14 protein-coding genes are annotated in these 14,842 nt (G+C 36.0%); 6 read left to right on the top strand and 8 right to left on the bottom strand.

What is annotated here, in order from left to right; translation table 11 throughout:
* Positions 1-31 precede the first annotated feature (31 nt).
* The 4 genes from V7122_RS23225 (at position 32) to V7122_RS23210 (ending at position 4,003) form a co-directional block, all read left to right on the top strand.
* Positions 32-1,234, top strand: coding sequence for an MFS transporter (locus tag V7122_RS23225; protein ID WP_335529506.1), 1,203 nt, complete (start codon positions 32-34; stop codon positions 1,232-1,234).
* 456 nt (positions 1,235-1,690) lie between these two features.
* Positions 1,691-2,359 (top strand): hypothetical protein, encoded by a 669-nt coding sequence (locus V7122_RS23220; protein WP_335529504.1) that lies wholly within the window; start codon positions 1,691-1,693, stop codon positions 2,357-2,359.
* Between the two features lie 57 nt (positions 2,360-2,416).
* On the top strand, positions 2,417-3,106 hold the full coding sequence (locus V7122_RS23215; protein ID WP_335348014.1) for a hypothetical protein: 690 nt from the start codon (positions 2,417-2,419) through the stop codon (positions 3,104-3,106).
* A gap of 180 nt (positions 3,107-3,286) precedes the next feature.
* A complete protein-coding gene (locus V7122_RS23210) occupies positions 3,287-4,003 on the top strand; it encodes a 3-ketoacyl-ACP reductase (RefSeq protein WP_335353895.1) in 717 nt (238 codons plus the stop codon).
* Between the two features lie 130 nt (positions 4,004-4,133).
* On the opposite strand, the gene V7122_RS23205 is transcribed toward V7122_RS23210, so the two are convergent.
* From V7122_RS23205 to V7122_RS23190, 4 genes are all read right to left on the bottom strand, one after another.
* The gene (locus tag V7122_RS23205; RefSeq protein ID WP_335529500.1) at positions 4,134-5,030 is read right to left on the bottom strand and encodes a carbohydrate kinase family protein; all 897 of its coding nucleotides are present in this window, start codon (positions 5,028-5,030) and stop codon (positions 4,134-4,136) included.
* A gap of 164 nt (positions 5,031-5,194) precedes the next feature.
* Positions 5,195-6,190, bottom strand: coding sequence for a hypothetical protein (locus V7122_RS23200; protein WP_335529497.1), 996 nt, complete (start codon positions 6,188-6,190; stop codon positions 5,195-5,197).
* A gap of 494 nt (positions 6,191-6,684) precedes the next feature.
* Positions 6,685-8,031 carry a YheC/YheD family protein gene (locus V7122_RS23195; RefSeq protein ID WP_335529495.1) on the bottom strand — a complete coding sequence of 449 codons (1,347 nt, stop codon included), beginning with the start codon at positions 8,029-8,031 and terminating at the stop codon, positions 6,685-6,687.
* A 16-nt stretch (positions 8,032-8,047) separates the two neighbouring features.
* Entirely contained in the window at positions 8,048-8,812 is a 765-nt protein-coding gene (locus tag V7122_RS23190) for a YheC/YheD family protein (protein WP_335348009.1), read from the bottom strand.
* Between the two features lie 170 nt (positions 8,813-8,982).
* On the opposite strand from V7122_RS23190, the gene V7122_RS23185 reads away from it, so the two are divergent.
* Both V7122_RS23185 and V7122_RS23180 read left to right on the top strand, forming a co-directional pair.
* Entirely contained in the window at positions 8,983-10,161 is a 1,179-nt protein-coding gene (locus V7122_RS23185) for an ATP-grasp domain-containing protein (protein ID WP_335529492.1), read from the top strand.
* Between the two features lie 128 nt (positions 10,162-10,289).
* Entirely contained in the window at positions 10,290-10,520 is a 231-nt protein-coding gene (locus tag V7122_RS23180; protein WP_335529490.1) for a hypothetical protein, read from the top strand.
* A 75-nt stretch (positions 10,521-10,595) separates the two neighbouring features.
* Here the strand turns inward: V7122_RS23180 and qoxD are convergent, their stop codons facing one another.
* From qoxD to qoxA, 4 genes are all read right to left on the bottom strand, one after another.
* The gene (gene qoxD, locus V7122_RS23175; RefSeq protein WP_335348172.1) at positions 10,596-10,880 is read right to left on the bottom strand and encodes a cytochrome aa3 quinol oxidase subunit IV; all 285 of its coding nucleotides are present in this window, start codon (positions 10,878-10,880) and stop codon (positions 10,596-10,598) included.
* Positions 10,881-10,882: 2 nt separating this feature from the next.
* Positions 10,883-11,479, bottom strand: coding sequence for a cytochrome aa3 quinol oxidase subunit III (qoxC, locus tag V7122_RS23170; RefSeq protein WP_335348173.1), 597 nt, complete (start codon positions 11,477-11,479; stop codon positions 10,883-10,885).
* Entirely contained in the window at positions 11,479-13,425 is a 1,947-nt protein-coding gene (qoxB, locus tag V7122_RS23165; protein WP_335355032.1) for a cytochrome aa3 quinol oxidase subunit I, read from the bottom strand. Before qoxB ends, qoxC begins: the two co-directional genes overlap by 1 nt.
* A gap of 71 nt (positions 13,426-13,496) precedes the next feature.
* Entirely contained in the window at positions 13,497-14,429 is a 933-nt protein-coding gene (qoxA, locus tag V7122_RS23160) for a cytochrome aa3 quinol oxidase subunit II (protein ID WP_335348174.1), read from the bottom strand.
* Positions 14,430-14,842: the final 413 nt, after the last annotated feature.

Here is a 14,842-nt window from a genome sequence, read left to right as displayed (position 1 = left end):
GAAATAGCCTTGAAAGGCGGTCTTAAATACCATGGGTAAAAGTAAAGTTAAACTTTGGACTAATCAATATGTAATTATTATTTTGTTGTCTTTAGTAATGTTTTGTGCTTTTTATATGATTACAGCAGGTTTCCCAATTTTTGTATCAACTATTAGTGATAACCCTGCGATTGCAGGAATCATGACCACGACCTTAATGTTGGCATCACTCATTACGCGCTTCTTTGCAAGTGTCATAATCCAAAAAGTGAATATGAAATTGCTGCTTATTATTTCTCTCCTTTATTTTTTGGGTACAATCGGTCTTACTTTTGTAAACCAATCAATCGGATTTTTAATATTCATTCGAGCACTACAAGGTATTGGATTTAGTATGCTTACGATTTTAGTCTTTACAATATCAAGTAGTATTGTTCCTAAATCCCGGTTAGGTGAGGGCATTGTTTTTTTCGCAATGTCTACAAGCGTTGGGACGACAATTGGGCCACTAATCGCAATTTCCTATCTTGCAAATTATTCATTTAGGTCGATGATGATGATAACTCTCGGACTTATGTTTTTTTCACTTGTGTGCAGTTTTTTCACAAAGAATTCGACGGTTAAAAAAGAAAAGGAAAGTCCACAGGCGACAAATAATGAACCTTTTTATAAGTACATGTTTGATAAGCGTGTCCTTCTTCCATGTATTTTGGTATCGTTGAATTATATTACTATTGCAGGAACAGTTAACTTTATGGGGGCGTTTGGTAAAGAGATCCATGTTGGCGGAAGGATTTCACAGTTTTTTATCGCACAGGGGATTGCGATGGTCATCTTTCGGGCATTCTCTGGTAAAATTTTTGATAAATTCGGTCACAGAATCCTTATTATTCCAGCCGCCATTTCAGGAGCTATAGGTTTGATTCTTTTAGGCTTTTCTACTAGTATGGTGATGGTTTTGATTTCAGGGGCATTATTCGGAATCGCTTTTGCCATTATCCATCCAATTATCCAAGCTTGGGCATTAACTCTTGTTCCACCCGAGAAAAAGGCAACAGCCAATTCTATGCTTCTTATTTTTATTGATTTTGGTTTGGCCATTGGATCAGTTGGTCTCGGGTTCTTAGCAAAAAGTGTTGGGTACGGTATGACTTTTAGTTATTCTGCAGCATTTATGATTATTATTTTGTTATTGTATCTAATTGGGAGCAAGAAAACGGTAACATTAGAAGCTAAAAGAGATAAATCATCCTGAACTTTACATACGAACGGAAAAACCATAAAAATCTGGGGCTGTACCATTGTCAACATTGACTTTTGGGACAGCCCTTACTTGATTCACGCTATCCGCTAATTGAACACACTGCTGTTTTTAACTAGGTGAGTGTAACTACAAAAATTGTAAAGAATGAGCAGATACTTTCAGCCTTATTGGGCCATATATTTGTTCCCCATACAGTTATGCATTTGTCTGCTCTTCCCATCTACTTCTGCCCTCACTATACCCCCTAAAGGGAAACTTCTTTCACTATTCGTTAGGAAGTTTATAAAGGTAACGCCCTTCATTAAATGGTGCGAAGGAATTAATTTTCTTCTTTAGCTCCAGGTTAATAATACCTATTTTCCCCATTCACTTTAGTAAAAGAATACAAGCAATAACGTAAACTCGTCCATATAATAAATTACTTTTGTTGAAAGGAGATGGCTATGATTGTCCAAATTACAAAACTGTCCTTCATGTGGTAAAAATCACTGTTTTTGTTCTAGTAGCAAGCTGAATGAAAACAAGTTTACGAATAGGAATGTGTTTAATCCTACGGTTAATGTAAAAGTCGAAATTGACGTAGAAAAACATAAAAATGACCGAAAAAAATGTGAGTGTTCAGCCAGAGTGAACACTCAGCAGGAAACACTGACATTTCTTGCAAGTATTTGCCCTAATTGCACTCTTCATGGAAGTACTGTTTCGGTTGTAGAAGTTGGAATGGCTTTTAACTCATCAAAAGTTAACAAGCCACAATGTATTTCTGAAAATCAAGGAACTATATTGAATGCCACAGGGGTTGGAACACTTATTATTGATCAATCAATCTCTCAGGCAAGTTTTACCCTTAATCTATTAGAATCTTTAGTAGGCAACGATTTTCTTATTTTCACTGCAAATGGTGGTTTAGATCAAAATGGAAATATTAATATTTTTGCAGCTGTTTTACAAGTGCCAGATAAAGAGCTAATGATCACATTATGCAAAGACTGTCCTACGACTTCCCAAAGGCATGTCAAACCTTCAAAATTAGACAGCATTTCAATGGATATAAAAAATGGAAAGATTGTAATGATGAAAAATGGTGATTTAGAAGTTAAAGAGCTTGAAGGCTAATACTTTTAGTACCTTCATCTTATCTGTCTTACTTTGTAAGAAAGGAGATGCTTTTCATTGTCTAAATCAAGAATTTGCCCGCATTGTGGCAAAGATCCATGTAATTGTACGAATAATAAACAGAATGAAAACAAATTTTTCAATAGGAATGTATTTCACCCAACTTTAAAAGTAGATGTGGATGTTCCTCTCGAAAAACGTAATCGAATCAAAAAAAAATGTGAGTGTTCAAGCAAAGTAAATATACAGGATACTTTTCTTTTCAATGCAAATATTTGTCCTAAATGCAGAATACATGATAGTACGGTTTCATTCGCTTTTGGAAATATAACATTCAACTCAACAACAGTTGTACTGCCTCAATGTATGACAACCGACAATGGTGCAAAATTGATTACTGCAGGGAATGGAACACTTGCTGCTTTTTCCGAAGAATTTCAAATCATTATCCAAGGAACTTTCACACTTGCTCTAGAGAAAAATATCGTTTTTAACGATATGTTATTGGACTTAATATCATTAACGGTAACTGGATTTGATCAAAATGGAAATACGGTATTTCTTTTACTTCTTATCTTACTAGTTCCAAATGAAGACTTTATTATCTCTTTATGTGATCATTGTCCACCGTATTCCTCTAAAATGAATAACCAAACTTCAAATATTAATAATCATCATAAGCAAATAAGTAAAGGAAAAATCATCATGATGAAAAATGGCCAAATTGTTATAGATACAAGATTATAATGAAGCTTTTACTTGTATTAAAATAACGGGCAAAATATCCACCTGAGCCCTTCTATCTAAAGGGTGGATTTTTTTGTTAAATTTACCCTTTACGCTATAATAAATTGATGGGCTAGCATTAATTAAAATTATTTACTTTAGTAACATCGATGCCCTAAATTTTTTTAAAGGAGCGATCATATGAATTCACTAAGCGGAAAAACTGCCCTTATTACTGGCGCTGGCAGAGGGATTGGCCGTGCTACTGCAATTGCATTAGCAAAAGAAGGTGTCAATATCGGATTAATTGGATTAAACATGTCAAATCTTGAAAAGGTCAGTGCGGAATTGAATCAATATGATGTGAAGGTTTCAGGGGCAGCAGCCAACGTTTCAGAACTTGAATCGGTTCAACACGCGGTTGACCACATTAAGTCCGATCTAGGACCGATCGACATACTTATCAATAACGCGGGAGTAGCAAAGTTTGGCGGTTTTCTTGATTTAACACCTGAGGAATGGGAAAACATTGTACGCGTTAATTTAATGGGTGTATATAATGTGACAAGAGCGATATTACCGGACATGATTGACAGGAAATCTGGTGATATCGTAAATATTGCTTCAACTGCCGGCCTAAAAGGAGCACCTGTTACTAGCGCATATAGCGCATCAAAATTTGCGGTGTTAGGGCTAACTGAGTCGTTAATGCTAGAGGTTCGAAAGCATAACATTCGTGTAACAGCATTAACACCTAGCACTGTTGCCACTGACTTGGCCATTGAAAACAAGCTGATTCAGGAAAATGCAGACAATGTCATGCAGCCAGAAGATCTCGCAGAACTCATTGTTGCTGGCTTAAAGCTACATCCGCGAGTTTTTGTGAAAACAGCAGGGTTATGGGCGACTAATCCATGATGATTACATAAAAGGCATAAATTTTTATAAAAATAATCCACCTGACCTCAAAAATCCAGGTGGATTATTTATTATTGTCATTTGATTGAAATCGGAACAGTTCACTTTTCTTCAAAACCACGGAATGCTACTATAAAGCACCAATCCTTGTGGTCGCATTTGCACCAGCCTGATTTGCCAAATGAATAAACTCTTCCATTTGTACATCCGTGACGGGTCTGCCTTTTTCATGAAAACAAAATAATAACGCCGCTAGGAAAGCATCACCCGCACCAGTTGTATCAATTGCCTTTACTTCCAATCCTTTCACACATAGCTCTTTACCCTCATAGTAAACACATGCCCCAGCTGAACCTTTTGAAATAAAAAGATAAGGAATATTAAATTTACTAATCTTTTTAATCGCTTCATCCATTACTTTCGTTTCTGTTAAAAATAGCAGTTCTTCTTCCGTCATCTTAACTAAATCGGCTCGATTCAGGAATGAACAAATGGTTTTCCTGCATTCTTCTTCGCTTCCCCATCGTTTTTGGCGGATGTTTACATCAAATGCTACTAATAAATTTGTTTCCTTTGCATACTCTAATGCCTTTTCTGTAGTCTTCCTAGCTGTTTCATGAAAAAGCGTCCCCGACCCAAAATAAAAGATTTTTCCTGTTTCAAACAGCTCTTTCGCTAATTCATTTTCCGTCAGCCATTCGTCAGGTGTTGGATTCACGTATGAATGAAACACTCTATCACCGTTCCTATCCTGCTGAACATACACTAAACAAACTTTCTTTGTATAAGAACGCACAGAATAATCGAGACAAACCTCCTCTTTTTTAAATGCCTTCTCAACGAATACACTTGTTTCATCCACACCTAATTTACAAAGATAATTGGATTTTACACCTAATCTTTTCACGCCTACAGCTAAATTAACCGTTGCCCCACCGAGAAACGGCTGAAAATTTTTATTCGTTTTATCTTGAGAAATCATATCTACTATGACCTCTCCTAATGAAATAATTCCATTTTTATACATTTTTGTTACTCCTTGAGGAATATTGATTTCATGTCTTTTTTCACCAACAATGGTTGTGTAAGTACATCATTTATGAAAAAAGACTGAACATGCCAGCGACATGTTCAGTTTAGTAATGATATTAGTCGAGCAACTATTGACTCAGTACCTTTTTAACAAGTATATCATGCAAACCGATAATAGATTAACACAAATGTAGCTAGAACAAAGATAAAATTTAGAAATACAAAGATAAACTGATCGACTTTAGTATTATGCATTTTAATCGGAGGGTTGTAAAAGGACACCCCTTCAATAATAAAGACGATTAATACAATATGAATCATAAAATGACCGACGATTTCTGTCATACCAAATAACATAGTTGTCATGATAAATATAACAGTAACAACAAATCCCAAAACCCGATTCAAAATTCCGACCACTAATAAATATCCCACCACGAACTCAATAAAAGCGGCCATTACAATAAATGAACCTGGAGCAAAACCAAAAGTTGGAACTTGGTGGTTTAGGACGATATCTAAAGACATTGCTGGGTATACCCACTTTTCAACTGCTACCCAGCATAGGGATAAACCCGTTCCTAAATATAAGAATGGAAAACCAATTTTCTCTAGTTTCGTATTTCCTACTAATAAGACACCAATAATTGCGACATAAAATCCGTAATCCAACATGTGGAAAATACCGTTTTCAATAGTTATAAAAACGAATAAGCCTAATAATAAAAATGCCCCAAGTTTTGTGGGAATGTGATGTGGAATTAGCAATAATCCAATTATTCCCCAAACTAGGTAAATAATGAATGTATTTTCAAGAAGAAATTCTGGTGCAAACAAGGTGCCATTCGTTACTTGGATAATTAAAGAAACTGCAGTTCCATATTTCAAGATATGTCTGCTGTACTTTCTTAAGCTTGACAGCCTATTATCAATTTTTTTGATTGTGCTCCATTCCGTTGTTTTGGGAATAATAATCGCCAGTAAAGCCAGCACAATTGCTGCTAAAATGGCTAAAGAAATAAATAATGGCGATAATATATTTTCAATTGCTTCTTTTTGTGGAGCCACCTCTGTGAACCATTTTACATGCGCATGCGTAAAAAATGGAGTAACAATGATGCCTAACAATAATAGAAGTTGAAATAACCTTTTCATAACAATATTCCTCTTCTCCATATAAACAATATGATTACATTAATAATATACCCCAATTATGTCTTTTGCGTATGGATTAAAATCGACTATTATGTGAAGTGTTTCACATGATAAAAAAAGGCATATGAATTATCTTTATTTAGCCCCAAATATGATAAAAAAACAATGATCCCAGTTACTTTCCTTTTCGCAGGCAGCTATTAAGCCGATGACGGACATTTCGACTTTCCAATACACTTCAAATGTCCTTTGCTTGTGGCCAAAATGGAGCAGCTCACTTCCACAATGGCCCCATTATTTTCCCTTGTTTACGACACCCAAGAGGTTTCTAATATCTCTGTATTCCTACATTACCGTCACAGATTCCCATTTGGCAACTTCTTCCCTAAGAGGAATGCATTTCACCCAACAATAAATGATAATGATGAAAAATAGCCAAATGTTAAAGACACGAAACCTGTTTCCCTCCCCCGTNNNNGTCCCTTTATATAAAATTAAAATCCTGCTAAAGCTTTAGCATACTCAAAAGGTGTTGGAAGGATGCTTGGCAGTACTTGTTGCTCATCTGCTGTTCGATTTGCCTTAATTTCTGCGGCATAATGAAAATTAACTTCAAGTAACCAAACATGATGATTATGATCGATCACAAAATCAATTGCAGCGTCACCAAAGTGATTTTGGTTATTTTCTAATTGTTTTAGTGCATTCATACATAGTTGAGTAATTTCTTGAACCTTTTGCTGCGTTTTTTCCCCATTTAATTTAAATAATTCCACAAGAGCTTTTTCACCTGGAATCATTTTAATTCTGTTGGTTGAACTTGAAATAATGCTTCCTTTTTCTGCGACTTTTGTTTCCATTGCTGTATACTTCCACTTCTTTGTCGTGTCCTTTTGAAGGTATATTCTAAAATCTACTTTATTTCCGGTATAATCATACCGTATTGCCTGTTGAACAATATATTTTTGAGTTTTAACCATTTTTTCTTGTAAAATGATTTCCAGTTTTTCAATAGATGAAATAACAATCTTGTTCCCTTTATTATCAGTTAAAAGATAGCCTTCCTTTCCCTTCTTTAAATGAAAAATCCCTTTACCAGAGTAAAGTTTTGTCGGCTTTAAATATACATCATCATATTTGTTTAGCATTTGTATAACATGATCGATTTGTTTATATGCAACCGTTTCAGGAAGATGTTTCCTTATGTCTTGGTGTTTATGCAATTTTACCCAAAAAGTCCACTTGTTCGAATAGTCATAAGGATAATTAAATAGATTTTCTCCAATATTTTCTATCCAATATCTGTAAGTCGATTTTTTCATTTCCGTTCGGTTAAATATGGAGGAAGGATATGGAAACACCCCTTGAACAAAACTTTTTGCTTTCGGATCGTAATAATAGCCTTCAATGGTTTTGTCTGACTTATTCATCGTGCTCTGCATAAAAAGGAAAATTAACCCATTTATCTGATGATAATTTTTAAATCGCAAGAGCTGCTGTTGGGGGTTTCTATAGTATTTAAGACGAACTAGAAAACCAATCACAGGACCTAGATATAGATGGTTGCTCATTAAATAATAATCGTATGGCAAATCCGGAATTGAAAGCACATTCGTTAATTTACTGGAAAGACTAATTTTACCCGGTTCAATCGTTTCATTTTGAATAATTGACAATTCTTTTGTAAATGCGCCAAAATGGAGAACTATTTTTTCAGAATTAATGTTTAATTGATTGATAGTTTCTACATGCAGATGAATGGTATTTTGATTAATATGATCATTAAATAGTAGAGTGACCTGATTGTTGTTTGCTAAGTGATTTTCATTTACCTTTTTCATTAGAACCCGCCCTCCTCTATGGTTTCTTTCCTGTTTTTTGGTTATAAGCTTTATACCATAGTATTTTGTTATACATAGATAAATCTTCTAAGTAGCGAAAACCACCAACGAGTGGGATAGAATTCGCCTCAATCAACCAAACATGCCCGGATTCATCGACGGCAAGATCAAATCCCCAGATCTTATGAGTATCGAATTCGTTAGTGTAACATTTGGCTACTGCTAAAGATAAATCATCTAATGCTGCCAATGTTTTTTCTAAGTCCAAGTTGGTAATATTTGAGTTTAATAGAGCCTCTTCCACCGTTACAACAGTTGCCCCATTCTGTAAATTGGTGATAATATAACCGTCTTGAGCTACTTTTCCGTGTTTCCCTGTAATCACCCAATCTAATTCTTCTCGTTTTCGCTGGACGATATAGCGAAAATCTATTGGATTCCCTTTTACTTTTGCAAGTGAGATGCAAATTTGGACAAGAAACTCCCTTCCCCCAAGTCTTTCTTGTAAAAATTGTTCGAGCGATTTTTCCTCCATAATAGTTGTTTGTCGTTTTCGAAGGTGAACTTCATATATCTCGTCCGTGATTTTCGATACTTTTATGATTCCCCTTCCTCCATTCCCTCGAGTAGGTTTTATCATTATCTCCTTATATCGACTCATCATTTCCCAAAATCGGTCTTTCGTATAAAGATGCGTCTCCGGTAAAAATTTCACTAGTTCCTTACATTCTAATAAAATTTGATGCTTGTACCATTTATCCATAATTGAGTTTTTCTCCAATTCAACCACTCCATAAACTATTCTTAACGTCTTTTCAATATATGGTAATTTCACATGACTGCTTGTTGCATTGCCTAAAAGTGAAAATATAGGTACAAACCAGATGCATTTAAAAATGCAGGGGAATACACTATGCAAGAGGTATTTTATAAGGAAGGAAGATGTTAACATTGTTGAAGCCGATACTTACGCTACATGATATTTTTGGCGATGGTTATATTTTTAATGGAAGAGGTTCATATCATAACAGCCAATGGCTCCCCAATTCCATTTCACAAGATTCATCTTCAGGCAGCATGTTAACATTAGCAGGAGAAACACCCATTCTTTGCCACAAGGATGTTGTTGATCCATTATGTTTAGATATTCATAAAGATGCTGGCCTCCAAGTTGCACGAAATATTTATACGTATGATAACGAAAATAGTTATTACAATCTATTAAATCAATTACAAAAATTAAATCAAAAAATGATATTAAATTACGCTCATCTGCCCTGCGAAATCGATAAAGAAAAGTACTGGATTAAAACAGAACTATTAACTTATTTAAATAATAAAAGGTACTTAGGAGAGTTAGTTCCGAAACAGTATGTTCCTGATCGGATAATTCTACCTATTTCTAAGTTAACCATTAATGATAAAATTTCTTTTGAGTTTCCGTTCGTTGTAAAAGCAGTTACAGACCAACCAAGCGGCGGCGGGTTTGATATAGTCATATGTAAAAACATAGAAGATCTAAAGCAAGCAACGCAGATTTTTAAATCCTGCCAATCTATTATTATTGAAAAATTTCTTTCTATTAAAAAAAATTATTGTGTTCAGTTCGTTCAAACTCATAAAGGTAAAATGATATACCTTGGTTCTGCTGAACAGATTATTAGTGATGAGGGAAAATACAGTGGTAATTGGATAGATGCAGATGATCAACCTCCGGACGCTGTAATCCAAATAGGCAAGGAAATCATGGAAAAAGCGGTTTCTCTTGGCTATTGGGGTGTAGCCGGGTTCGATATCGTTATAACCGAGGATAACCGTATCTTTGTCATAGATTTGAATTTTAGACAAAATGGTTCTACGGGAGCTTTACTATTTATGGAACAGATTATGACTTCTCTAAGTGTAAAAGTATTGAAACTTCGTAAATGGAAAACAAATCTGGGTTTTGATAAATTCAAGAAATCAGTCAAGCCCATGGTAAGTGGAAAAATGTTAATACCCCTCTGTATTTACAATCCGACCATACAAAACCCGGACAACCCTATCTATTTATCAAGCATTTTAGTTGGAAATTCAAAAGATGAAATAAAACAAATTGAAGGCCAAATGGGAAAAATAGGATTTAAATAAAAAGATGGGCATATGGACAGGGGCTAACTGTCTGTCCCTTCATCTCATAGTTTCTTCTCTTTACCGAAAAAATATTTGACAATTTTGTGAACAAAATGAATAATAAATGAAAAAGGGGGATGAATTAAATGGAATCTAAGTTAAAAATACTTAATGCTACAAAGTCTGTTGGGTACACAGTCCTTGCTATTGGTATCGCCATTTTTCTATACGGTTTCTTTGTAAGCGATTACAGCATACTAACAGGCGTTAGTATTGGAACTGTAATGGGGGCTATCTTTATCTTCCTTATTGGGGTATTTTTCGTTGCTACAGAAGAGATGAATGAGAAAACAGATAAAGGGATCAAGGTTTATTAATTAGTTATAAATCAGTCATAGACTTTGAAAATAAAATATAAAAGGAGCGCCAAAATAGACGCTCCTTTAGATGTATTATGCCATATCCCAGATCAAAATTAGTAATGTACCGAAAACGGTAACTAATGCGATAGCAAATGCATAATAAATATTCGTATAAATTGAACCTTTGTCTGCTGTTTCACCAGCATGCATAAATACAACGAGCTGAACGCCTGCTTGCACGAATGCTGTTACTAAAAGAATGGTCATACCCATTGCAAATGATAAATCAAAGAAGTAAACAGCAAGTGCCACAACAGTGAGAACCAACGAAAATACAAAACCAATGACTTGTTTGCGCGGGAATAATTCGCTCATGTTTACATCAATCCTTTCAAGTAGACGAAGCTAAAGATGAAAATCCAAACAACGTCTAGGAAATGCCAGTAAAGTGAAAAGATAAACGCTTTATTCGTTGTTTTAGGAGTCAAGCCTTGTTTTTTAACTTGCAGGATAATGAATAATCCCCAGAATAAACCAAGCGTAACGTGCGCTCCATGTGTTCCTAATGTTGTTAATAAGGCCGCAGTAAAGGCACTCGTTTGCAGACCTGCTCCAATGTGAACATAGTGTACGAATTCATAAATCTCAACGCCTAAGAAGATAAGGCCAAGAATGAGTGTGATGGCAAAAAAGGTCATCATCGCTTTTTTACGGCCAATGCGCATCGCATGAACACCAAGCCCGATCGTGAAACTGCTTGTTAAAAGCACGAATGTTTCAATTAGCACTGGTGCAATTTCAAAAATCTCGGCTCCTGATGGCCCGCTTCCTGTCCGATCTACTAATGTGAAGTAGGTTGCAAAAAGTGTGCCAAAGAGCATAATTTCAGCTCCAAGGAAAATCCAGAAGCCTAAAATATTCATTTGATTTTGCTCAGTACTGTATTCAAGTGGAAGCGCGTGATCTATTTTCATTAGCTAGCACCTCGCAATTTTTTTTCTGTGTCTTCAACTTCTTCAACGGAAATATAATGCCCATCATCTTGTTTAAATGAATTATAAGCCATACAAGCAAAAATACCGATTGTTGTAATAATTAATGGAATCCACATGCTAAATACAAATGAGAAGCCCCATACGAAGAAAATACTGCTCATAATAAACGGAACACCACTGCTATTTGGCATATGAATTTTTTCAATTTTATCTTTAAAAATTGATTTACCTTTTTTCTTATGATCCCAGAATGGTTCAATTGAATTTACTTCCGGTGTCACAGCAAAGTTATAGGCTGGAACCGGAGTATGTGTAGCCCATTCAAGTGTACGAGCATTCCATGGATCCGAACTGATATCTCTTGAAGCATAGCGTGTGCTGTAATAAACATTATAGACAATTAACGCGAAGCCAATTGCAAGTCCAATTGCCCCGGCAAATGATAGTAAGTTTAGTGGTCCAAAGCCAGCTTCTTCAGAGTAAGTGTACATACGGCGTGCCTGCCCGTCTAAGCCCGTGAAGAACATCGGGAAGAATGTTACGTTAAAGCTGATCGCGATAAACCAGAATGCCCATTTACCAATTCTTTCACTCAGCATGAATCCGAACATTTTTGGCCACCAGTATGTGAGACCTGCAAGCATCGCAAATACGACACCAGGAATAATTGTATAGTGGAAGTGAGCGACTAAGAACATCGTATTATGGTATTGATAGTCGGCACTTGCCATCCCTAACATAACCCCAGTTACCCCACCGATTGTAAAGATCGGAATAAATCCAACAGAATAAAGCATTGGAACGGTAAATTCAATTTTCCCTTTATACATCGTTAATATCCAGTTGAAAATTTTAATTCCAGTCGGAATCGCAATCGCCATTGTCGTAATCGAGAAAATACTATTCGTTAATGGTCCCTGCCCCATTGTAAAGAAATGGTGTGTCCAAACTAGGAATGATAAAAACGAGATGATTACAATGGAAGCAACCATTGATTTGTATCCATATAGATTTCTACGTGCAAAAGTGGAAATAACTTCACTGTAAACTCCGAATGCCGGTAAAATTAATATATAAACCTCTGGATGTCCCCAAACCCAGAATAGGTTTGCCCAAAGCATATCCATTCCGCCATTTGTCGTTGTAAAGAAGTTTGCTCCAAATAGTCGATCCATTGTTCCGAGTAGTAGTGCAACTGTTAGTACTGGGAACGCGAATACAACGATAACGTTCGCAATAAAAGCAGTCCATGTGAACATAGGCATCTTCATTAAGGTCATGCCCGGTGCTCTCATTTTTAAAATAGTCGTCATAAAGTTAATCCCCGAAATCAATGTACCGATCCCTGCAATCTGTATCGCTATCATATAATAGTTCGTTCCTACAGATTGACTGAAATCATTTCCTGCAAGTGGGAAATAAGAAGTCCAACCTGCATCAGGAGATCCCCCGATGACGAAGGAAATGTTGAATAACATCGCACCCATAAAGAATAACCAGAAGCTTAGTGCATTTAGACGCGGGAATGCTACGTCACGAGCACCAATTTGTAAAGGAACAACGAAGTTCATTAGGGCATAAATAAATGGCATCGCCATAAAAATGATCATGACCACCCCATGGGTAGTAAATACTTCATTGTAATGCTGTGCATCAAGCAGCGTATTTTCAGGTACAGCTGTTTGTGCTCTCATCATAATCGCATCTACCCCACCACGGAAAAGCATGAGGAGCGCAGAGATTAAATACATAATACCGATCTTCTTATGATCAACAGTTGTCAACCATTCACGCCATAAATAACCCCATTTTTTAAAATATGTTAAACCGGCAATAATCGCGATTACTGTCAAGCCAATCGCTACCATGGATGCATAAATCGCTGGACTTGGATGAGGAATGGCAAATCGATCAAAGTAATCCATTTTTTTTGACTCCTTTCGGGAAAAAATAATGCTTATCGAATAAAACAAATTTTTATCAATCTTTGAATCTATTAGTGATTGTTATGTTCGGAATGATTTTCGTTTGAATCATCATGAGAATCGCCTGCTTCGTGTTTATCATCAGCATGTTGTCCTTCATGAGAATCATTTGACCCATGATTATGTTCAGGAGCAGGACTAAATTCTAAATGAGTATTGCTAAAAGTTAATTGACCAAGATGGCCAGGTTCAAGCAGTTTTTCGAATTTTTCTTCTGTTAAAGGCTCAGCAGTCTCTTTCACTTCATCTACCCAATTATCAAACTCTGCTTCAGGCATCGCTTTCACATTGAATGTATTTTCAGCGAAACCTTTTCCGCTAAAGTTTGAATTTCGTCCCATATATTCACCAGGAACATCGGCTGCTAAGTGCAACGTGGTGACCATGTCAGCCATCGCATATTTTTGTCCACCAAGCTGCGGAATCCAGAAGGCCGTGATTGGTCCGAATGAGTAAAGCTTAAATTCCAACGCACGATCGGTTGGGATATATAAGTAGTTAACCGTTTCGATCCCTTCTTCTGGATAGCTAAAATGCCATTTCCAGTTAGAAGTCGAAGCATATACGACTAAAGGCTCCTTATCCTCATATCCCTTCGGAGTAGCTTCTACCTCATACGTAGATCTAACAGTAATGATTGATAGGAAAATGATGATAATAACAGGAATCCCTACACAGATTGCTTCAACAATCGGATTCCCTTCAATATGTGGAGGTTCGTAATCTTCCCGTTGTTTCGATGCACGGTATTTTAATAGTACAAAAACTAACAGTGCAAAAACGGCAATGACAATGATCGCCATCATCGCAATCGATATCCAAATGACATTAGCTGTCGTTTCGGCTTGAGGTCCTTTAGGATCTAAAACCATTACTGGTTCACAGCCTGTTAGCACCGTGATAATAGTAAAAACTAAACATAAAAAAGCCCATTTTATTTTCATTGAGGGTGCCCCTTTCCTTTCATTTAAGCTTTGAAGCATTGTTTAAATGTTTTTTCTGTGATTTTTATCACAATTTACAACTATCTTATTCCGATAAAACATTTAAAACAATCAATTTATCAGGATGTCACAAAATGTTCATGATATAAAGGTGAAAAAATTCACAAAAAGTTCAAAGTTCGCTAGAAACAAATATATTCATATAATAAATTTTGGCACCAGATGAAATAAGTGGATTAATATATTTATAATCAATCGATTTTTAATTTCTATCAGGATTTATGGCCCTCAGCTTGTAAAAAATGGTGAATGGCGTGATGGGAACGGCATTATTGCTCCAGCAGCATAGAAAATCAGGGATGAAGGGTTTTTAGAAGTCTCCTTAGAGCCTTTAAACGGGAAATTTCTGGGAC

This window comes from Bacillus sp. JJ1532 (genome assembly GCF_036965085.1).
GTDB lineage: Bacteria > Bacillota > Bacilli > Bacillales > Cytobacillaceae > Cytobacillus.
This window is presented reverse-complemented; position numbering and strand designations above follow the sequence as displayed.